Below are 21490 nucleotides of genomic sequence, written 5' to 3' on the forward strand. Positions count from 1 at the left end.
GCTGATTCTATTTTTTCTCTGTTTCTTTTCTTCTTTTGCTATCATTTATGCCCATGCCAATCTGGTTGCCAGCACACCGGAAAAAGGAGCATTGGTGTCTCAAGCTCCAGCCCAATTGACGTTAACCTTTAGCGAGCCAGTGGAGATCGAGCATGTCAGCGTAGAACTCTATGATACACATGCCCTGCCTGTCCCGCTGCAGAAGCCACGCATTATGCCCGGTAACGCAAGCGGATTGGTGGTCGACTTGCCTGCGATGAAACCCGGGGGATATACCGTTTTGTATCGGCTGCTCTCCGAGGATGGCCATCCCGTGACAGGATCATACACCTTTTCGATCGGAGAACGCTTGATCCAGCCTCGCCCACCAATGGCAGAGGGTCATTCCCAATCTGACCCCCTCCCGGCTAGGCTCATTCGCTTGCGTGCCGTGACCGAGGGTGCCCTCCTGGTCGGAGCAGGCTGCTTTTGGATATGGCAGCTCCTGATCTGGCGGGGATATTCCTTTCACTCCGGCATTACGGCACGGTTCATGCGAGTTGGAATGCTCTTTGTCCTTGCAGCCCTTTTCCTTCAGGCACTCTTCTACTACGGCACGATTTCTTCTACAGATTCTTCCTGGGCATGGTCATCGCCGTTTTTCCTGTCGCTTTTGGCGCAATGCATGGTTTTATTGCTGTTGCTAGTGCCCGGCATGGTACAAGGCTGGTATCTGCTGCTGTCTATTTTCCTTATCGCGATACAGGCAGCCAGCGGCCATGTGTGGGGACTGGATCCGTGGTGGATGGCCCTTTTACTTCGCTTGCTCCATCTTTTTGGCATCGCCCTTTGGCTCGGAACGCTTTTGGTCTTGCTGCTCTCGCTCTGGAAAAACAAGCTCGCTGCTTGGAACCATTCGCCTTCCTTTCGCCCTGTCATGCTAACGCTCCTGCTCTTTTCCTCCCTGGCGGTGGCCGTTTCCGGCATGCTTATGACGGCTGTACAAACGAACTGGGAGGCAATCATCTCCAGTCAATCCGGATGGAGTCTGCTGTTGGCTGGAAAAACCACGTTGCTGCTAATCATGTTGCTTTTCGCCCTGCGGCAGCATTTGCGCTGGAGAGGACAAGGGATCCTGCCTGTTCAAAGCCTGCTAGCGTGGGAGCTGTTCTTCGGGCTGATTGCCATTGTGTTGGGTGTATGGATGAGCCAGAGCGCCTATCCGCTGCCACCTGCTGATATTTCCCATTGAAAAGGAGTTTTTGAAATGAATCGTTACCGCTTGTTTATGATTGTTCTTACTGCTTGCCTGTTTTTTTCGTTTTCTAGCGGCATCTATGCCCATGTATCGGTTTATCCGAAAGAGACATCCACCAATGCTTATGAAAAATATACAGTCCGGGTTCCCGTCGAAAAAGAGGTGAGCACCACCGCTGTCAGACTGGAGTTCCCTGCCGGAGTAAAGGTGAGCACCGTCATGCCTGCAGTCGGTTGGAGCTACGAAATTGCAAAGGATGCGGAAGGACGTTTTACCGGCATCACCTGGAAAGCCGTCGGCGAGGGGATCAAGCCCCATGAATTTATGGAGTTTTCCTTTGTCGGAAAAAATCCGGAGCAGGCAACATCGCTTTCGTGGAAAGCCTACCAGACCTACGCGGATGGCTCAGTCGTCGAATGGACCGGGTCACCCGATTCGGATAAGCCTGCTTCTGTCACAACCGTGAATCCAGGGACAGGCGATCAAGACCACGGTCACGCTGCCCCTACGTTTTCGGAAAAAACTGGTGTTATGGAGCCTGAGGAAACAAGCAGCCTGCTCACAAATGGAACGCTCCCGCTCATTCTCTCCGCACTGGCGCTTTTGCTATCGCTGATCAGCCTGTTTCGAAAGCGGGCATGATTTCCTTAGCTGCGGCATTATGTGTTTCCCGTTAAGATTTTGCTAAATTTCTGTGAGTTGTCTCTCTTTGCCCTTCTTTTGCCATATGGTTACTGTATACCAGTACATAGGGAGGGTTCGCATTCTAGGCGTCTAATCTGTGATGAAAAAGCAGGTAATTCCATACGATAAGAGTATCAAGTCCATCACTGTTGTTTAGATGGATTGATCGGAAGACTGACGGACCGATCCGTCTGCACCTTGATGAGGAGGGATGTAAGTGGGGTTAAGCTCAAAGGTCTTGCCATCAGGAGAATTCACCTGCTTTCACAGTCCGACAAAAGGGCGGCTCGATAAGGAAGCGCTGTTTACTGATCTGGAACAAACCGTGTCGCATGGTACAGATCACTATGAAATCATCGTAGGGGCTGATTCACAAAACCGTCGCAGTGTCACTGCGTTTGCCATTGTCATCTCCTTGGTTCGTCCCGGGAAGGGCGGCACATTTTTTTACCATACCTTCCAGGAGCGGCGTGTCTCTTCGCTGCAGCAGCGCATCTATCTCGAGGCGTTTTATGCGCTGGGCGTAGCCAGTGAACTGCGCGAATTTTTACAGTCGCGTCAAGTGAACGTTCCGATCCGCTTGCATTTTGACATCGGCAGAAACGGCCCTACCCGGAAATTCATCTCCAATCTGCTCCACGTGGCCCGATCGAACAATTTTGAGGCCGAAATCAAGCCAGATTCCTTCTGTGCGTCCACCATTGCGGATCTGTACACCAAATAAGGAAATCTCACCGTAAGAAGAGCCGGGTTCCCTTTCCCGGCTCCTTCTTTGTCACTCCTTCTTATTTTTGTTACAATAGCCGCTAGAGGAGTGAGCATGATGAATAACTGGGTCATTTTTTTGCTGATCGGCATCGCCGCAATCGCGATAGGTTTGGAAACCGTCGGAAAAGTGCTGCATTGGCAGACGAATAACATCGGCTATTTTACGGGAATTGCTTTATTTGTGATTGCGATCGTATTGGGAGCCAAGCGGAAATCATAGTACGGTTCCCTTCTTTTTTTATTTTCGGACATATACGGTATACGCTACTGGGTCAGCAAACCCGAGTCGATACGCCATTTTCTTCGATGCGGTATTATCTGCATGACAATCCCATCGGGGTACCGCTTTTCGCCGCAGCGTTTCCTCGATAAAGGCTTGGGCGCATACCAGCCCCCATCCTTGCCCCCGATATTCCTCCGACGTCACGATATCCATCTCCGCCTGCTCCGGATTGCCAAAAATCGAGGTACATTCGCACACGATCTTGTCCTGTTGCATCACCGCATAACCGAGACCATGCTGTATAAATTGAGCGATACTCCCCCAATAGTTGCGGTAGTACTCCGCTGAAAATTCCCGGCTGTGTGCGATCACAGCCTCGTCAATCCTCTTTAAGACAAACTCGCCGGAAGCCATGGCGCCCACGGATTCTCCCTGCTTCCAAAACCCGTGCTGCGGATATTGAAAAGCCAACCGCTGAATCGCTTGAAATGCTCCGTCTACAGATGCCAACAGCCAGTCATTCCACGCGGAAGAAGGGGAAAACAGCGTAAAACGTTGGGATGTTTCTTTATTCTTTTCGGATAGATAGCTCGCGAATTCCGGATCTGGCTCCTCTCCGGCTGCAAAATACAGGCCGTTGTCCAGAGCCACCAAAACAGATGCGGGCCGCTCAACCCGATCTACCCATACCTTTCCTGGCAATATCCCGGTAATCGCAGAATACACAAAGGCTGGCGTAGTCTTTATGTTTGACACGATCGGAAATATGGTTTTGTATTGATTACGATGCAGCTGCTCCATCCTTGCATTCCTTCTCCCTTTCGAACACTTTTAGATTATTGCCTTTATCGTAACTTGCATATCTAATTAGATCAACATCTAATTAGTCGATGGGTATGGGAAAACCCCCGCTGCTTAGCGAGGGCCGATCACTTTCACCACGAATTTGATTTGCTGTCCTCCGTATTTCGCCGTGATCGTCGTTGTCCCCTTTTGATGTGCGGTCACAACGCCATCCTCGACTGATGCGATTTCTTCATTCGAGCTGCTCCACTCCGCCAGCTTTTCGACGGCATACTCCTGCTTGCCGTTGAAGACAGCTTTGAGTGTCAGTTTTTGCTCCGTACCTGTTTGCAAGGTAATCGAGCGATCCTCAGTAGTCAGGCGGAACATAAATTGTTTCTTCATTTCCTTCCAAAAGGCGTCTGCCACGACTTCATAGCCTTCTTCGCTCAGATGGATGTTTTGCGGGTTGGGGAGGTACGCAGCGAAATCTTTGGCGATCGGTTTCGCTGTCGGAATAAAGGCAGCATCCGCTCGCTTCGCTTCTTTTTCGATGACCTTGTTCAACTGATCCAGCACCGGAAGCAGCTGTTCTTGCTGTTCCTCGGGGATGTACGGGAAGGCGTTGTAATATCCCATCACATATACCTTGGCCCGAAAGTTTTGGATCTTGATTTCTTTCAGAATCTCTCTTGTATTCTTCTGTACCTGCTCCAGAATCACAGGCACCTTTTCAGAGTCAAGCGATACGCCGCTTTGGTTGATCGTCAGCTGCTTCAGCAGATCATTCGCCCCCGCATTCAGGGTGATCACCTCCCTTTTCCACATCGTCCTGGATGTCATCCAATACGTCCTCCGTCGTATATCCGGGGACTGCAAAGCGGTTGGTATAGTACCCGAGAAATCCTAGCTCCTCGATCTTCTCCGCGAGAAAATCCGTGTACCCGTCATCGATCTGATTGTACGGCGTGACCCCTGCGGCCAGCGAATCGCCCAACGCCAGATAGTCAAATGCGACAGGCTTGTCCTCCGCTGCCAACACGGCCGTGCTTCCCGTAAACGCGAGCATGGCCGGTATGGAGAGTGTGGAAAGAATTCGTTTGAAACGTGCAGATCCAAACATGGCTTGTCCTCCTTTGACAGACAATTGATATAAAATCCTATATCCTATGAATATTCCTGACTCTTTTCATAGATGTATGGACAGCAAGAAAAAAATTCCAACCCCCAAAAGCATAAGTGGGTGACAACCGCCGTAACAAGATATGCCCCGCCTGCCCCCTTAACACAGTCAATTTTTATTCAATAAAAACCGCCGCTTTTATTGACATGAACCCATATATTGCGTGTTCATTCAAAAACGCAAACGGATCGCTAAAAATTGTAAAAATCCATAAATAAATGAAAAGACAATATTCCAAAATAGAGCGTTTAATGATAGAATCACACCATTAAATGGGTAATATAGGAAATGGATGGGGTGATGGAAATGGGAATCAATGAAGCGCCATTACTTTATTCAACCATAGGTGAACTAGTCCAAAAATACAGGATTCAAGCCGATCTTAGCATTTCAGAGTTGGCCCGGATATCAGGTATAAGTAAAGGTGTTATCTCCATGATCGAAAGTGGCGATACAAAACGGCCAGGTCTCAGAACTGTCCTCCAACTAGCGAAACCTCTTACGATTCCCATTGCCGCCATTATCGAACTCTATACCGAAGTTGAACATCGTGCTGATACGCTGCAAGAGCTCTTGTCGGTCGCAGTAGAAGTTGCTGACGTCCAAACGGTAGTGAAAGTAGCAATGCGATTCCTTCATTCTCCCCGCATGGAAACACTTGAATTAATGGAACGTTTATTTGCATTTTCATGTTCTGTAGCTGACACAGAAATAAAATTGGCTCTATACAAACTGATTGTCCGGTTTGCGAGAGAACATGGAATGCAGAAATACCTAGCAAAAGGCTTGTTACAGCAATTCCTCATTGAAATGAATGACTTGAAACGGATGGAAGAAGCATTTCTCCTCGGGGTAGAAGCACTCCATTATGCTGACTTTTTGCATCAAGGAGAACGAATTACGCTGTACTATCAAATGGCTTTTCATTCACACGATATGAAGAAATATGAAACATGCATCGAACTCGGTAAGAAGGGTCATGACGAAGATACAACAAGGAATGAGACGAAGGAAAGAGTCGCCTTGGCAATCTGTAACTCCTTTGTGTTTATGGGCAATTATTCTGCTTTGGAAGAACACCTCGCCTTGTATGTAGAATTGGGATATGGCTTTATTACCGAGCGGGTGAAATATTTTCAGGCAATTATCCTCTCCAAAAAAGGGCGGTATGCTGAAGCCATTCCCTTACTAAAGGAATGCGTTAATGAAGCCACAAGAAACAACCGGTTGCATCGCGTCAACTACTTATTCGATGCCCTTTTCTCCATGAACGATTCAGACGAGATAGAAACGATATTGGAACAAGAAGAGCAGCATTTTGCTTTTGATTTTATTAACCCCTACAATTTTCACGAATTGGGGACTTATTACAAACTGAAAGGATCGTTCTTAATGTCCCAGAATCGTTTTGATGACGGGATCGAAGCATACCTGCAAAGTATGCATTATTTTGGAGAAATCAATGATTTGAAAGGGATTCTAGCATGTACAGAAGATTTATATGCCTTTCACTATGAAAAAGGTAGGTTTCTTGATCTGGAAGTTCTGGGAAAACTGAGAAACATATGTAATAATATAAATCAAAGATGAAAAAAGGGAGTGAGTTATGGTGTTGAAAAATATGGCCATTCTTGCAACTGTTTCATTTGTTCTAGTTTGTTCTTTTCTTCTTCCAAATGTTGTTGAAACCTCTGAAAATCAGCCACCAATTCTCAACGTCGGGGTATTTCTTGATAACCCTAGAGGATAAGCTCCCTACAGATAGACAGAATCATATGTTTTCCTAATAAAAACGCCTAAGGGCGTTTTTTTTTGTTTCCAGAAATGTTGAAAAATAAGGGAATTTGTCAAACGTTCTATACTTTGTGTGTATCCAATATATTTTAGAACGCCTAGTATACTTTCTTTAATAGCAGCAAAAATCGATTAAAGAGAGGAGCCTGATCAGATATGCCAACTTTATTCGATTTATTTTATCAGTTTGATATAGATACCTGCAGCGTCGAACCATCGATTGTCTATCCCACACGATCTAAGGACCTCTCCGGAAATAAAACACTGCGCTCCCTTTGTCGGGAAAACTCCAAAAATGATCGGACAATCGCGAAAAAGTACCGGAAAAAGGAGAAAAAAGCTGAGCCGAATGTCCAAAAACTCCAACAAAAAATTGAGCTCTTGCGATTACAATTGCATCAAATGGCATGTCAAAAAGGGTTTCTCGATCAATCCGTTATTGAACTGAGCCAAAAGCTGGACACTTATATTGTCTTGTACCAGCGGCTGGTTAGCCCCTATAGGGAGTGACAAACAAATAAAGATATTGGTTTATAGTTGCAAAATAAAAAGCCGCGTATCCACGCGGCTTTTTGTCAGGCGTCCCCGAGAGGATTCGAACCTCCGACCTACAGTTTAGGAAACCGTTGCTCTATCCTGCTGAGCTACGGGGACGTATCTGATTGCCTCTTTTTATTATATGTACGCTGTATCTTTTTTGCAAATGCATGGTACTTCTCTTCTCCCGGTAACGAAAAAAGACGGCTCCCCTGCGAGAGCCGCCTGCCGTGATGCCTTGTATTTATTGATGCGTAAACTGTTCTTCCTCGGTCGAACCGCTAAGGGCGGTCGTAGAGGAGTTGCCGCCGGCGATGACTTGTGCGACCTCATCGAAATAGCCTGTGCCCACTTCCCGCTGATGTCTGGTCGCCGTGTAGCCATAGGGCTCGCTTGCGAATTCGGCCTGCTGCAGCTCGGAATAGGCAGCCATGCCTCGATCCTTGTAGCCTCGGGCCAGTTCAAACATGCTGTAGTTCAGCGCGTGGAAGCCAGCCAACGTCACGAATTGGAACTTGTAGCCCATTTCCCCCAGCTTGTGTTGGAACTCCGCGATAGTTTGTTCATCCAGCTTTTTCTTCCAGTTGAACGAAGGAGAGCAGTTATAGGCGAGCAGCTTTCCAGGGAATTTAGCATGGATCGCTTCCGCAAAGCGGCGAGCCTCCTCGAGATTTGGCTCGGACGTCTCGCACCAGATCAAATCGGCATATGGCGCATAGGCCAGCCCGCGGGCAATCGCGGCATCGAGACCGCCTTTGAGTCGGAAAAAGCCTTCGGTGGTGCGCTCTCCCGTCAGGAATGGACGATCCTGTTCATCGATATCGCTGGTGATCAGGAAGGCTCCGTTGGCATCAGTACGTGCTACGATGATCGTCGGTACGCCCATGACATCCGCTGCAAACCGCGCTGCAACCAAGTTGCGTACGGCCGCCTGCGTAGGGATCAGCACTTTTCCACCCATGTGCCCGCATTTCTTCTCAGAAGCCAGCTGGTCTTCAAAGTGGACGCCTGCTGCCCCTGCCTCAATCATACTTTTCATCAGCTCAAATACGTTCAGAGGTCCGCCAAAACCGGCTTCGGCATCTGCCACAATCGGGGCAAACCAATGAATATCTCCTATTCCTTCCGAGGTTTGAATCTGGTCGGCGCGCTGAAACGCCTGATTGATCCGTTTGACCACATGCGGTACGCTGTTGGCCGGATAAAGGCTCTGATCGGGATACATTTGTCCTGCCAGATTGGCATCCGCGGCAACCTGCCATCCACTGAGATAGATCGCTTTCAGCCCCGCTTTTACCTGTTGTACGGCTTGATTCCCGGTCAACGCGCCTAGCGCTTTGATATGATGCTCCGTATGCAAGAGCTTCCACAGTCGCTCAGCCCCCAGCTGTGCCAGTGTATGTTCAATCTGTATGGAGCCTCGCAGCCTGACCACATCTTCAGCGGTATAGGGGCGCTCAATACCTTTCCATCGATCTGACTTCCAGCTCTCCTGCAATTGTGTAATCGCTTCTTGTTTCCCCATTTTCTCTTCCTCCTTTATTTTTCTCGATTACAGATATCGATAGCTAGGTATCGTTAAAAATTCCGCAAACTCATCCTCCGTGACGAGCCGCAGGAACAGATCTGTCGCCAGCTCATATTTGCCCGCCTGAAACGCTGATTCTCCCACCTGTTTTTTGATCTTGGCCAGCTCTTCCTGGGTGAACTGCTGTACCATCTCCAGCGTGATTTTCCGGCCATCCGGGAGCACCCCTCTGCGATGGCGGATCCATTGCCAGATCTGGGCCCGGGAAATCTCGGCCGTCGCCGCATCCTCCATCAGATGAAAGATCGGAACCGCCCCCATCCCGCGCAGCCATGCTTCCATGTACTGAATGCCTACGCTGATATTCGTGCGCACACCATTCTCGGTGATCTCGCCCGCTGGCACAGCCAACAGGTCTTTTGCGGTGACATTCACGTCATCCCGTTTCCGTTCGATCTGATTAGCCCCCGGCATCAAGGCATCGAATACGGAGAGCGCAACTGGTACAAGCCCGGGATGAGCGACCCATGTGCCATCATGACCGTCAAACGCTTCCCGTTCTTTGTCAGCCCTGACCTTTCTCATCGCTTCCTCGTTGGCCGCCGGATCGTTTTTCACCGGGATCTGGGCTGCCATTCCTCCGATTGCTGGGGCGTTGCGACGATGGCAGGTCTTGATCGTCAGCAGCGTATAGGAACGCATGAAGGGCACGGTCATCGTCACCAGCGAACGATCAGGCAAAATCACATCCGGATGGTTGCGCAGCTTTTTGATGTAGCTGAAGATATAATCCCAGCGGCCGCAGTTGAGTCCTGCGCTGTGGTCCCTCAGCTCATAGAGAATTTCATCCATCTCGAAGGTGGCCAAAATCGTTTCGATCAGCACCGTCGCTTTAATCGTGCCAACTGGGATGCCGAGTGCGCGCTGCGCGAAAAGGAAGACATCGTTCCAGAGCCGTGCCTCCAGATGGCTTTCCAGCTTGGGCAGATAAAAATACGGTCCTGTGCCGATTTCCAGCAGCTTTTTGGCGTTATGGAAGAAATACAGGCCAAAATCAAACAGGCTGGCGGAAACCGGTTTGCCATCGATCCAGACATGCTTTTCTTCCAGATGCCATCCACGCGGCCGTACCAAAAGCGTCGCTGTCTGATCCTTCAGCGTGTACGCCTTCCCCTCTTGGCTGGTATAGGAAATCGTGCGGTTGACGGCATCGCGCAGGTTAAGTTGTCCCTGGATCGTGTTTTCCCATGTCGGCGAGTTGGCGTCCTCCAGGTCGGCCATGAAGATCTTAGCTCCGGAATTAAGCGCGTTGATCACCATTTTGCGATCTCCCGATGGTCCGGTGATTTCCACGCGGCGATCCAGGAGATCAGGAGGAAGTGGCGCGATCGTCCAGTCTCCTTGGCGAATATGAGCTGTTTCCGGCAAGAAATCAGGGAGTTTGCCCGCATCGATTTCCTTTTGCCGCACTTCGCGATTTGCCAGTAACGATTCCCTGACCGGTGAAAACTGTCTCACTAGCTGTGTTACAAAATCGACTGCTTCCGGTGTCAGGATCTCGGCAAATTCTGTGGAAACAGGTCCGTACACTTCCACGCCTGCTGGATAATGATTCGATTTTGTCAACGTCAAGAACTGTCCCTCCATCCTATTATCATACAGAACAAAAATAATTGTTGTATTATATAACAGAAGTAGCAAAAAAAATGTGGCTTACTCCGTGCAACCGCTGCCACTGCAATGTGCACAGCTGACGATTCCTACCCCCTGGCAATGACCACAGAATTCTCCATTAAAATGGGTTCCTTCACCGCCGCACTGTACGCAATCCTGTTCACCATTTCCATCACAGCGATAACAATCCATGGCGTTTTCTCCTTCCTCCCTGTATTATTACACAACCTTTATTTGTTTGTATTATATAACAGCATTTTTGAGGGAATCAATCCCATTTTTCAAATTTTCCAATAAATTTTTTTGTGGGAAGTTGATGCGTATACATGGCGGGATCCGTCGTTGCAGACACAAAAAAAGCTCTCCGCCTGTTACGGAGAGCCTTCGAACCACTTTTATGCTTTTGCCGAGATCCTTTCGACACCGCCCATATACGGACGCAGAACTTCTGGAATGATGACAGAGCCATCTTCTTGCTGGTAGTTTTCCAGGATCGCCGCTACGGTACGACCGATCGCCAATCCCGAGCCATTCAATGTATGGACAAATTCCGGCTTCGATTTGGTATCGCGACGGAAGCGAATGTTGGCCCGACGCGCTTGGAAATCCTCAAAGTTGGAGCAGGAAGAGATCTCCCGGTACGTATTGTAGCTTGGCAGCCATACCTCGATGTCGTATTTTTTCGCAGCCGTAAACCCAAGATCTCCCGTGCACATGCTGAGTACCCGGTAAGGCAGACCCAACAGCTGCAGCACTTTCTCTGCGTCGTTCACCAGTTTTTCCAACTCTTCGTAGGAATCTTCCGGTTTCACGAATTTCACCAGTTCCACTTTGTTGAATTGGTGTTGGCGAATCAAGCCGCGTGTATCGCGCCCAGCCGAACCCGCTTCGGAGCGGAAGCATGCACTGTAAGCCGCGTAATATCGGGGCAGATCCGCTGCATCCATGATCTCATCGCGATGAATGTTGGTCACAGGCACTTCTGCGGTCGGGATCAGGAAATAGTCAGGCCCCTCCACTTTGAACGCATCTTCCTCAAACTTCGGCAGTTGCCCGGTTCCCGTCATGCTTGTGCGGTTCACCATATATGGAGGCAGAATTTCTTCATAGCCGTGCTTTTCCGTATGCAGATCAAGCATAAAGCTCGACAACGCCCGCTCCAGACGAGCACCCAAGCCTTTCATGAACGCGAAACGGCTGCCCGTTACTTTTGCCGCGGCTTCAAAATCGATGATGCCCAATGCCTGCGCGACTTCCCAGTGCGGCTTTGCTTCATACGCAAAGGTTTCAGGGGCGCCCCATGTACGCACCGTGACATTATCGTCTTCGCTTGTCCCGATCGGCGTGCTTTCGTGCGGCAGGTTTGGCAGGCCCAGCAGGATCTGCTCCAGCTGTTCATCCAGCTCACGAAGCTCTTCATCCAGCACTTTGATCCGATCGCCCACTTCCTTCATTTCGGCAATGAGGTGGTCAGCATTCTCTTTATTCCGCTTCAAGACTGCCACTTGCTCGGATACGGTGTTTCGTTTATTTTTCAATCCCTCAGCTTCTTGGATGACCTCGCGACGCTTTTCATCTACCTCGGCGAATTGATCCAGCGCAGAAATGTCTTCGTTGCGATAGCGCAGACGCTCTCTGACTCCTTCCAGATCATTTCGCAGCACCTTTACGTCTAACATTGCTTTATCCTCCTTCAAGCCTTCCCGTTTGTTGGCCGGGTTTGGCCTTTTTATACAAAATAAAAACACCCATCCCTAAGGTAAGGGACGAGTGTATCACCCGCGTTGCCACCCTCATTGGCATACCGTTTTACTCTGTTACGAAAACGGTGTGCCCTCTCATACGTAAATAACGGTACGCTGCCGGGCAAAGTTGTTCCTCTGCCACTCGGAGATGGATTCGTCTGCCTGCCTGGATCGGTTTGCACCAGCCACCGACTCTCTTCACCAAAAACATGCAGAGTACTTGTTCTCGTCTACGTTTTTGTACGGTTTGCTATCTCTTGTAATGTACTAAATTTCCATTCGAAAGTAAAGGGGAGGGTCTTTTCCTTTATGATTTCCCATCCAAAGAAAAAGTAGTTATTGAGAGCAGCGGTTTGATAGCACAGAAAAACCGGCACGAGTATGGACGTGCCGGTTCTTGTCGCTTATATTTTGCTGCATTCTTTGACCATTTCCAGAAAGTATTGATGCAAACGGCAGTCGTCCGTCAACTCTGGATGGAAAGCCGCCGCAAGGAATGGGCCCTGCCGTGCGGCCACGATTTTTTGGTCGTACTTGGCCAGCACTACACCGGGCTGCCCCAGCTCCATGATATACGGGGCGCGGATGAACACCGCAGGGAAATTTGGCGCGACTCCCGCGATGGGCAGACTTGCTTCAAAACTATCCTTTTGCCGTCCGAATGCGTTGCGCTCGACCTTCATATCCATTAAGCCAAGGTGGACATCTTCTTGACCATTGATCCGATTGGCCAACAGGATTGCCCCTGCACAAGTGCCAAAAATCGCTTTCCCCTCTTCCGCAAATTGGCGGACAGCCTCCATAAAGCCGTACTTATGCATGAGCTTGCTGATCGCCGTGCTTTCTCCTCCCGGAATGACCAAGCCATCGAGGTCCTCCAGCTCTTCCACCTTTTTAATGGCACCGGCTGTGGCGCCAGCCATCTCCAGCATGCGCACATGCTCGGAAACCGCTCCCTGTAAGGCAAGTACACCGATTTTCATGATCGCCACCTTACCAGCCGCGCTCTTGCATGCGATCTGCTTCACGAATCTTGGAAATTTCGAGTCCGGTCATAGCCGCGCCCAGCCCTTTGGATACGCGAGCAATCAACCCGTAATCGGTGTAGTGAGTAGTGGCTTCCACGATCGCACGGGCAAATTTTTCTGGATTGTCGGATTTGAAAATGCCAGACCCGACGAACACGCCATCAGCGCCAAGATGCATCATCAGCGCTGCATCAGATGGAGTCGCCACCCCGCCTGCTGCGAAGTTCACAACCGGCAGCTTGCCAGTCTGATGAACCTGCTCCAGTAGCTCATAGGGAGCACCCAGGTTTTTCGCTTCGGCCATCAGCTCATCGTAGGACATGCTTTGCACTTTGCGGATTTGGGATTGCATGGTCCGCATGTGACGCACTGCTTCCACGATATTGCCTGTGCCCGGTTCACCTTTTGTACGGATCATCGAAGCACCTTCACCGATACGGCGAAGCGCTTCGCCCAGATCACGCGCACCGCAAACGAAGGGCACTGTAAATTCTTTTTTATTGATATGGTACAAATCATCAGCGGGTGTCAGTACTTCACTTTCATCCAAGTAATCGACACCCATGGATTCGAGCACGCGTGCTTCCACAAAATGACCAATACGCGCCTTTGCCATTACCGGGATGGATACTGCTTTCAAGACTTCCTCCACAATGCCAAGATCAGCCATCCGAGCGACCCCACCTGCTGCACGAATGTCGGAAGGAACACGTTCCAAAGCCATGACAGCCACTGCCCCGGCTGCTTCCGCAATTTTTGCCTGCTCCGCATTGACGACGTCCATGATGACGCCACCTTTTTGCATCTCAGCCATACCTCGTTTTACACGTGATGTTCCTACTTCAGCCATTTGTTCCACTCCCCTTGTCATTTCGATGAGATTTGCACCTATTAAATTTGTTGTTTTATTGATAATTGATCAGGTCAGATGATCTTGCCCTCATTGTAAAACAAGTGGTTCATTCTGGCAACAGATTATTCTGCTTTGTGCGAACATTGTGGTGGGGAAGGGAAGAACGGGCGGGCTGCGCAAGTTGCCACACCCGCAAGGGAGTGTAGACTGTCCGGTTCCGCTGCCAAAATCGGGACGTCGCGCAAAAGTTTCGGGGAAGCGTATTCATACGTAGAGGTTGCGCAACAAGCGTGTCCCGTTTTTGGCAGCTCCACCTTGGTCGGTGTGACAAAAAGCTCCGCACGTCCCGTTCTTCCCTTCCTCACGATGCAATTGGAATAAGCTCAAACAGGAAATAAACAGAGTAAAAGCTTGTCTTCTCTATAAATGATGTATTAAAGGTTTCTCTTATCTATTCACACATTTAGAAGATTATCGGTTTTAGATTGGCTTTATCTTCTCGATTCTCTTTCAGGTTGAAAAATAGTTTTTGCTACGCTGGCAAGCATGTTTCAAAACGGAGCGCCTGCGATGCCCTGCCCAGCTGAAGCAGGAAATCGCGGGAAAAAGAAGCGCAACCTGTCCATACTGCGTAGCGGCTACCACTTTTGCGATCCCCCGCGATTTGCTGCGGAGCGGACAGTCTCCGCTACCCAGTGGGGCGTAGTAATGAAGTGGAGTTTTGAAATATGCTCGCCTCACCAAAGCACCTTTCCTAGAAACAAAAAAACCCGCCCAGATACAGGTATGAAAAACTGTATCGAGCAGGTTTTAAGGAATTAGCCTGTAATGCTAGAGAACAAATTCGAGATGAACTGACCGATGCTGCGGAAGAAGAGACGAATCCAGCTCGCTTCCTCAACCTCTTGCGCTGCCACCATCTCGATTCCGCCTTTTTGCTGGTCTTCCGGTTGCAGATATTCGGCATTGCCGGCACCTTCTGCCTGGAAGACGATGCGTCCGATTGGCTGGTCCTTTTTAATCGGAGCGGTCAAATCATCATAAGTGACAACTGGTTTGTATTTGCCTTCTTCACCGATCTTGGTAAGTACTTTCGCCTCTGCGCCTGTTACAGCGGGCACATTCAGCTCTACACCTTTTTTCACGGCTGCGGTTTCGAAGCCTTTGATGGTCGCGCCTTTATCCTGTACCTTCACCAATTTGTAATTGCTGAAGCCATAATCGAAGAGCTTCTTGGTTTCTTCAAAGCGTTTTTGTTCACTAGAGGTACCCATCACCACGCTGATCAAGCGCATGCCATCGCGAGTGGCAGTACCGGTAAAACAGTAGAGCGCTGCTGCCGTGTAACCTGTTTTCAATCCGTCCACACCCGGGTACTCATTCGGTAAGCCCGGGAGCATCCAGTTGTAGTTTGCTTTTTTCAATGGATTATCTGTACCTTCGCGGAATACCAGACGCGGGATCTTGGAATACTCCAGCGCTTCCGGGAAGTCCCGGATCAAAGCGCGTGCCAAAATGGCTGCATCACGTGCTGACATCTGGTTTTCTTTTGGCTCGGTTGTATACGAATACGGCCCCAATTCGTTGGCAGGCAATCCTGTCGCGGTGATAAAGCTAGTATTTTTCATGCCCAGCTCTTGGGCTTTCTTGTTCATCATGGTGACGAAATTCGATTCGCTGCCTCCGACTTTCTCGGCAAGCAAGACTGTCGCGTCATTGGCGGACGCAATCGCCATCGCTTTGTACAATTCTTTTACACTGTGCTCTTCTCCTGCATTCAGGTAAACACCAGCCGAGTCCGACACGCGGGCGATGAAGAAGGCGTATTCGCTCACTGGAACCTTTTCATCCCACTTGATCTTGTTTTGCTTCAAAGCTTCCAATACGAGATACTCGGTCATGATTTTCGACATGCTCGCAGGTGGCAAAGGCATGTCCGGATTGTTGCTGTACAGCACTTTTCCCGTTGTTGGTTCGACCAATATCGCTGATTTCACAGCAAGCTGCAGATTCGCTGGCGTATCCGCTGCAGCTGCTGGAGCCGGCGCACCTGTACCTGCTGCTCCCAATAGGGCGACAGAAAGAATTACACCTGCAATTCGCTTTTTCCATCTATGTAAGTTCATTATGTCACTCTCCCGTTTCCATCTTCGTTTGTCACACACAAATGTTAGTTTACCATAAATGATAGGAAGCATAGAAGTCTGGATGGCTTTCTTTCCGCTGGTAATGCCTTCCGCAGAAAAATCCCCCCACCCATCATAATCGGGTGAGGGGATTTTTGCTAGAGTCAGCAGTCATATTTCGATGAGATTTTAGGAAACAGAGTAGTTTGGCGCTTCCTTGGTAATCTGTACATCGTGCGGATGGCTCTCGCGCAGTCCCGCTCCGGTAATGCGGATGAATTGGGAGTTGTTGATCAGCTCCTCGATGCTCTTCGTGCCGCAGTAGCCCATACCGGAACGAAGACCACCGATCAATTGGAAGACAACATCCGCCAATGGCCCTTTGTAAGGAACGCGTCCCTCGATCCCTTCTGGAACCAGTTTTTGCGCATTCTCTTGGAAATAACGATCTTTACTGCCGGACTTCATGGCGCCGATGGAGCCCATTCCGCGGTACACTTTGAAACGACGGCCTTGGAAGATCTCAAATTCACCAGGGCTCTCTTCCGTACCGGCAAACAGGCTTCCGATCATGACTACCGATGCGCCAGCACCGATCGCTTTGGTCAAATCACCGGAATACTTGATGCCGCCGTCTGCGATAATCGGTACGCCGTATTGCCGGGCAACCAAGGCGCAATCATAAATTGCCGTAATTTGCGGTACGCCGATCCCCGCTACGACACGAGTGGTACAGATTGAACCTGGTCCCATCCCTACCTTGATCACGGAAGCGCCCGCTTCGATCAACGCACGTGTGCCTTCACCAGTGGCCACATTCCCGGCAACGATCGTCAGGTCTGGGTAAGCTTGGCGCAGTTTTTTCACGACTTCAATCACATTGAGGGAGTGTCCGTGCGCGGTATCCACGACAAGTACGTCTACACCAGCTTGTACAAGCGCTTCTGCACGCTCCATCGTATCTGCTGCGATCCCTACCGCTGCCCCGCACAGCAAACGTCCCTGCAAGTCCTTGGCTGCATGCGGATATTGAATGGCTTTCTCGATGTCTTTAATGGTAATAAGCCCTTTTAATACGTTGTTTTCATCAACGAGTGGAAGTTTTTCAATCTTATGCTGCTGAAGAATGGCTTCTGCCTGTTGGAGAGTGGTGCCTACCGGTGCTGTCACCAGATTTTCTCTGGTCATCACCTGTGTAATCGGAGTGGAAAAATCATGGACAAAACGCAGGTCACGGTTGGTCAAAATGCCGATCAAATGATTCTGTTCATCAACAATGGGGACGCCGGAGATGCGATATTTACCCATGAGAGCATCTGCATCTGCAACGGTATGGTCAGGAGTTAAGGAGAAAGGATTGGTGATAACACCGCTTTCGGAACGTTTCACTCGGTCTACTTCACCGGCCTGTTGTTCAATGGTCATATTCTTGTGAATCACACCGATACCGCCTTGACGAGCCATCGCAATCGCCAGAGCTGATTCCGTCACGGTGTCCATGCCTGCACTCATAAGCGGGATGTTCAACTTCACCGTATCACTCAAACGGGTCGTCACATCAATATCCCGTGGGTGCAATTCGGACTTCGATGGAATCAACAGCACATCGTCAAACGTTAAACCTTCCTTGGCAAACTTATCTTCCCTCACAACTAACTTGCCCCTTTCGCTCGATAATTTATGACAGTGTAACAAACCACTTAAATTACTGTCAAGAATGACTAATAATGTTCGGTAATTTCGGAAATTATATAGACGTATGCCTGCTTTCTTTCCTATTTTTCTGATAATTTGACGAATATTTGCGGCACTAGGAGGTAATCGCTTTCATGCGCGACGCTTGGGAGATTTTACGTTTTTTAGAAACAGAGCCAACTGCACGCGAATACTTAGCAAACAGCTACGAATCCCGAGGAATTGAGCATCCCAATCGGCACGCCTTTTCGCAATGCACCCGCTTTGTTTACACCTGGCGGCAGGCTCGCTCCTATTATGAGGCTGCAACCCATGCCGATCTGTTGATACGTCCGCTTCTTCTTTTCTATGGTTGCATGCAAATGATAAAAGGATGCATCCTGGCAATCGATCCCTCGTACCCGTCAAACAGCCGGATGCTGCAGCACGGTGTCACTACCCGGAAAATGAAAAAAAGCCCTTACCGTCTGCTAGATGACGAGGTGCGCCCGCAAAAGGAAGGGTTGTTTGCCCATGCAGCCCAATTGTTCAAGCTTTTCCCGCTGCGAGAGCGCTATAAGACCGACCATCTTTTTGCCTCCTTAGCGGAAATGACGCCTGATTATGAGCGAATTGTCGGTGCCAGCCCCTGGTTGCCCATCACGCAAAAAGAAAAGGGCTCCGTACTCGTTTTCCCCGCCTCAGCACAAAGCCAGGGGCCGCTTGCCTATTCTGCCGACACGCTTTGCGGTTACCTCAATCGCCTGGCTCCACCAGATTCAGTCGCATTCGAAGTGCTTGACCGGGACCAAATCACAGGGCAATCCTTCCGTTTACAGGGCTCATTGGACCAGCTTGCGAAGCATTCCCTCTTCAGCATGACACGGCATGGCGATCTGTATTTCTGGAATGGTTCCGAATCAGATCTGCCTCTTCCCAAATGGGCCACTCATTACTTGCTGCTCTATCTGCTCGGCATCCTGTGCCGCTACGAGACGGAATGGTGGGGAGAGCTTGTCCTGTCCCATACGCTATCGGAATTGATCTTGATTGAACGGTTTCTGCAGCTGCACAGTGAGCAGTTTCCTGCGCTCATCTGCACCCAGTTATCCGCAAACAGCCCACACTGCCTTTCTTGATCCGAAAAGCGGTGTGGGCATTCTGTTACTTGCGCCAAGCTCCTTCGCTGTAGGTATTGCCGGCATCCCAGATCAAATACTCCTCAACGCCCAGATCCCGTCCCGCTTTGATCTGTGCCTGCACCTCGCGCGGTCCGTAAGGGATATGCCCCTTCACCCATCTGGCGGTAAAATCCTGGTACCACGGGCGTATGATGGCAGGCTGCTGCTGCTTGGCCTTGATCGTCTGATCTTTTTCCTGCGCATCCTGAAGCCCGTGATAAATCGTTTCATACGGGCGCGCATCGGGTATCGCCAAGCCATAGGTGCCGTTGGCATAATGGGAGGGATACATCATCGGGGAGACATAGTCCACGCGCGGACTGACCAGCTCCCATTTTTGCCCGATGCCCATGTCGTCCGAGACCGATGTCACCAGACCGAAAATGTCCGCCGAAATATACACGTTGTAGGGGGCCAGCTCTTTTCGCGCATAGGCAAGAAAATCAGCGATCACTTGCTGCTTAGCGCGTCCGTTTTGCTGATAAAAGGCAACCTCCTGATCGACCTTCTTTCCATTATCGGGAAAGCGGACGTAATCAAACTGGATCTCATCGAAGCCTTTCATCGCTGCCTCTTTGGCCAGCGCGATATTGTAGTCCCATACTTCCTTGCGATAAGGATCGATCCAGACGACCCCTTTTTTGTCAGACCAGACACCGCCTGTCTTTCGCTGCATGGCCCAACCGGTTTTTTTTCCTGCCAAAAAGGGATCCTTGAAGCAGACGATTCTGGCGATTGTATAAACATGGTTTTCTTGTAAGGTTTGCATCATTTGATCGATATCAGGGATAAAGCGTGTATGGTCGGAGTTGACTTCCTTTACCAGGGGGATACCGGACTGGTAGGTCACTCTTCCCTCATCTTCCTTCATATCGATCACCATCGCGTTCAGCTCGGTATGATTCACCAAATTCAGGAGTTTTTGAAAATTGCTGTTGCCGGCTGACCAGCCTGTCAAATAGATGCCTTTGGCCTTTACCGGAATTTTGGCATGATCCAATTCCTGGGGAGAGGAAAGAAGCTCGTCCTCCATCCACTCGACGGCACTGCCATTGCTCGCTGCATGGGCGTGTCCTTGTGCAATGATCTGCGGAGTCATGTCAGCAGCGCCCATTCCCACCAGCAAGGAGAGGAAAAAAAACAGTAAAGCGATTCCTGTGCGTCTCATATGCGACGTTGCCTCCTTTTCCGGGCGTTTCTTACTCCTAGTATATCTTTTCGCTTTCGATTCCTTGACTGAATTGTCGTTCCTCTTTTTGTCTTGGAAATGGGCAAAAAGAAAAGGATGGACGCTCCATCCTTACAGGACGCGGGCAATGGACAGCTGCCGCGCAGTTTTTAAATCGATGATCTTTCCATTTGATTCAACCATTGGTCGGGTCGGGTGATTCCGGTCATTAAAGATGATTTTGCCGATCGTGCCATCACTTAGCTCGACAGCCATGCCGACCGAAAACTGGGTAATCCCGTTGACAAAGGTATGCACGATCGTAGGATCAAGCTTTCCAAAGCTATCCTGAATCAGCTGCTCCACTACCACATAGGGCGAAGCCGCTTTGCGGTAAATCCTGTCGGAGCACATCGCATGGTACACATCGGCGACCGCGGTGATCTTGCTGTACAGGTGCAGCTTGCTTCCGGGCAATCCGAGCGGGTAGCCCGAGCCGTCTTCACGTTCATGATGCTGCAGTGCAGCCAAAGCGACGCCTTCGCTAAGACCCGTAGAGGCTTTGATCACCTGATAGCCGTATACCGTATGTTTTTTCATCTCTTCAAATTCCTGCTGCGTCAATTTTCCCGGCTTTTGCAGGATTCTTGGATGTACCTTCGTTTTGCCGACATCGAGCAAAGTGCCCGCAAGCGCGACTTGCATCCATTCCCGCTCCGGTATTTTCATCCACTTGGCGATCATATAGGATAATAGTCCTACCACGATGGAATGCGTATACGTATAGCTATCGACATTCGTTGCTTTCGGCAGCGCGAGCAACACATTCGGCTGCTCCTGCGCCAGCTTCAGGATAGGTGCAATGACTTCCCTTACTTCCATGACGGGAATATTTTGTCCGCCCTGAACGCGCTGCAGCAAACCTTTTAACGAAAAAATCGCTTTTTCAAATTGTTGGTGGAAACCTACTGGCTTGCTTTTGACAGGCGTACTTTCCTTCTCCTTGACGGTTTCTTCCTTTTTGGGTTCAGCCGGTGCGGATTCCATCTCCTCCACATTCACCTGATCCACGAGAAATGCTTCAAGGAACTCTTTTTCTCTTTCACTCACGGGGGTTCCTTTTGCAAAAAGCAGCCCACCTAACGAAGTGTGAACGTCCTCAGCCAGTTTAACTCCGTTCGTCAATCTCTTCACAGCAACTATGGGCATAATGTACCTCCCATGATAAAGATTTATCTATTTCCATCATACTTTCTTCCTATACATGTGACAAGAAAAAAGAGCCGATCGTCCAAAACGGACAA

19 protein-coding genes, 1 tRNA gene and 1 other annotated feature are annotated in these 21490 nt (G+C 49.7%); of the genes, 7 read left to right on the forward strand and 13 right to left on the reverse strand.

Going from position 1 to position 21490, the window contains the following annotated elements; all coding sequences use genetic code 11:
* Positions 1-61 precede the first annotated feature (61 nt).
* From EIZ37_RS14400 to EIZ37_RS25985, 4 genes are all read left to right on the forward strand, one after another.
* Positions 62-1231: a copper resistance CopC family protein gene (locus tag EIZ37_RS14400; protein WP_268898752.1), complete on the forward strand. Its 1170-nt coding sequence runs from the start codon at positions 62-64 to the stop codon at positions 1229-1231.
* A 15-nt stretch (positions 1232-1246) separates the two neighbouring features.
* Positions 1247-1879 carry a YcnI family copper-binding membrane protein gene (locus tag EIZ37_RS14405; protein ID WP_134685306.1) on the forward strand — a complete coding sequence of 211 codons (633 nt, stop codon included), beginning with the start codon at positions 1247-1249 and terminating at the stop codon, positions 1877-1879.
* A gap of 259 nt (positions 1880-2138) precedes the next feature.
* Positions 2139-2645, forward strand: a complete 507-nt coding sequence (locus EIZ37_RS14410) for a ribonuclease H-like YkuK family protein (RefSeq protein ID WP_235828032.1) — start codon at positions 2139-2141, stop codon at positions 2643-2645.
* Positions 2646-2741: 96 nt separating this feature from the next.
* Positions 2742-2909: a hypothetical protein gene (locus tag EIZ37_RS25985; protein WP_167568883.1), complete on the forward strand. Its 168-nt coding sequence runs from the start codon at positions 2742-2744 to the stop codon at positions 2907-2909.
* A gap of 18 nt (positions 2910-2927) precedes the next feature.
* Here the strand turns inward: EIZ37_RS25985 and EIZ37_RS14415 are convergent, their stop codons facing one another.
* The 3 genes from EIZ37_RS14415 to EIZ37_RS14425 all read right to left on the reverse strand — a co-directional run bounded on the left by EIZ37_RS14415 (position 2928) and on the right by EIZ37_RS14425 (position 4818).
* Positions 2928-3713: a GNAT family N-acetyltransferase gene (locus EIZ37_RS14415; protein ID WP_134685307.1), complete on the reverse strand. Its 786-nt coding sequence runs from the start codon at positions 3711-3713 to the stop codon at positions 2928-2930.
* 114 nt (positions 3714-3827) lie between these two features.
* Positions 3828-4538, reverse strand: a complete 711-nt coding sequence (locus EIZ37_RS14420; RefSeq protein ID WP_134685308.1) for a GDSL-type esterase/lipase family protein — start codon at positions 4536-4538, stop codon at positions 3828-3830.
* Positions 4480-4818 (reverse strand): SGNH/GDSL hydrolase family protein, encoded by a 339-nt coding sequence (locus EIZ37_RS14425; protein ID WP_134685309.1) that lies wholly within the window; start codon positions 4816-4818, stop codon positions 4480-4482. The genes EIZ37_RS14420 and EIZ37_RS14425 overlap by 59 nt, the downstream gene beginning before the upstream one ends.
* Positions 4819-5166: 348 nt before the next feature.
* Here EIZ37_RS14425 and EIZ37_RS14430 point away from each other — a divergent pair, with 348 nt between their 5' ends.
* On the forward strand, positions 5167-6468 hold the full coding sequence (locus EIZ37_RS14430; protein WP_235828034.1) for a helix-turn-helix domain-containing protein: 1302 nt from the start codon (positions 5167-5169) through the stop codon (positions 6466-6468).
* Between the two features lie 360 nt (positions 6469-6828).
* Entirely contained in the window at positions 6829-7182 is a 354-nt protein-coding gene (locus EIZ37_RS26565; RefSeq protein WP_134685310.1) for an aspartyl-phosphate phosphatase Spo0E family protein, read from the forward strand.
* Positions 7183-7252: 70 nt separating this feature from the next.
* On the opposite strand, the gene EIZ37_RS14440 is transcribed toward EIZ37_RS26565, so the two are convergent.
* From EIZ37_RS14440 to guaB, 8 genes are all read right to left on the reverse strand, one after another.
* Positions 7253-7326 (reverse strand) — tRNA-Arg (locus EIZ37_RS14440).
* Positions 7327-7453: 127 nt separating this feature from the next.
* Positions 7454-8734, reverse strand: coding sequence for an isocitrate lyase (gene aceA / locus EIZ37_RS14445; protein ID WP_134685311.1), 1281 nt, complete (start codon positions 8732-8734; stop codon positions 7454-7456).
* 27 nt (positions 8735-8761) lie between these two features.
* The gene (aceB, locus tag EIZ37_RS14450) at positions 8762-10384 is read right to left on the reverse strand and encodes a malate synthase A (RefSeq protein ID WP_134685312.1); all 1623 of its coding nucleotides are present in this window, start codon (positions 10382-10384) and stop codon (positions 8762-8764) included.
* A gap of 422 nt (positions 10385-10806) precedes the next feature.
* Positions 10807-12090: a serine--tRNA ligase gene (gene serS / locus EIZ37_RS14455; protein ID WP_134685313.1), complete on the reverse strand. Its 1284-nt coding sequence runs from the start codon at positions 12088-12090 to the stop codon at positions 10807-10809.
* A gap of 80 nt (positions 12091-12170) precedes the next feature.
* Positions 12171-12398: a binding site (T-box leader), on the reverse strand.
* Between the two features lie 162 nt (positions 12399-12560).
* Entirely contained in the window at positions 12561-13142 is a 582-nt protein-coding gene (pdxT, locus tag EIZ37_RS14460; RefSeq protein ID WP_205683836.1) for a pyridoxal 5'-phosphate synthase glutaminase subunit PdxT, read from the reverse strand.
* A 7-nt stretch (positions 13143-13149) separates the two neighbouring features.
* On the reverse strand, positions 13150-14034 hold the full coding sequence (pdxS, locus tag EIZ37_RS14465; RefSeq protein WP_134685315.1) for a pyridoxal 5'-phosphate synthase lyase subunit PdxS: 885 nt from the start codon (positions 14032-14034) through the stop codon (positions 13150-13152).
* Between the two features lie 821 nt (positions 14035-14855).
* Positions 14856-16163 carry a D-alanyl-D-alanine carboxypeptidase family protein gene (locus tag EIZ37_RS14470; RefSeq protein ID WP_134685316.1) on the reverse strand — a complete coding sequence of 436 codons (1308 nt, stop codon included), beginning with the start codon at positions 16161-16163 and terminating at the stop codon, positions 14856-14858.
* A 189-nt stretch (positions 16164-16352) separates the two neighbouring features.
* Positions 16353-17813 carry an IMP dehydrogenase gene (gene guaB / locus EIZ37_RS14475; protein ID WP_134685317.1) on the reverse strand — a complete coding sequence of 487 codons (1461 nt, stop codon included), beginning with the start codon at positions 17811-17813 and terminating at the stop codon, positions 16353-16355.
* Between the two features lie 179 nt (positions 17814-17992).
* On the opposite strand from guaB, the gene EIZ37_RS14480 reads away from it, so the two are divergent.
* Positions 17993-18976, forward strand: coding sequence for a YaaC family protein (locus tag EIZ37_RS14480; protein WP_134685318.1), 984 nt, complete (start codon positions 17993-17995; stop codon positions 18974-18976).
* A gap of 25 nt (positions 18977-19001) precedes the next feature.
* Here the strand turns inward: EIZ37_RS14480 and EIZ37_RS14485 are convergent, their stop codons facing one another.
* Positions 19002-20186: a putative glycoside hydrolase gene (locus EIZ37_RS14485; RefSeq protein ID WP_235828035.1), complete on the reverse strand. Its 1185-nt coding sequence runs from the start codon at positions 20184-20186 to the stop codon at positions 19002-19004.
* A 132-nt stretch (positions 20187-20318) separates the two neighbouring features.
* Positions 20319-21395, reverse strand: coding sequence for an HD-GYP domain-containing protein (locus tag EIZ37_RS14490; protein ID WP_134685319.1), 1077 nt, complete (start codon positions 21393-21395; stop codon positions 20319-20321).
* Between the last annotated feature and the right edge of the window lie 95 nt (positions 21396-21490).

The sequence above is a fragment of the Brevibacillus migulae genome (genome assembly GCF_004521915.1).
GTDB lineage: Bacteria > Bacillota > Bacilli > Brevibacillales > Brevibacillaceae > Brevibacillus_F > Brevibacillus_F migulae.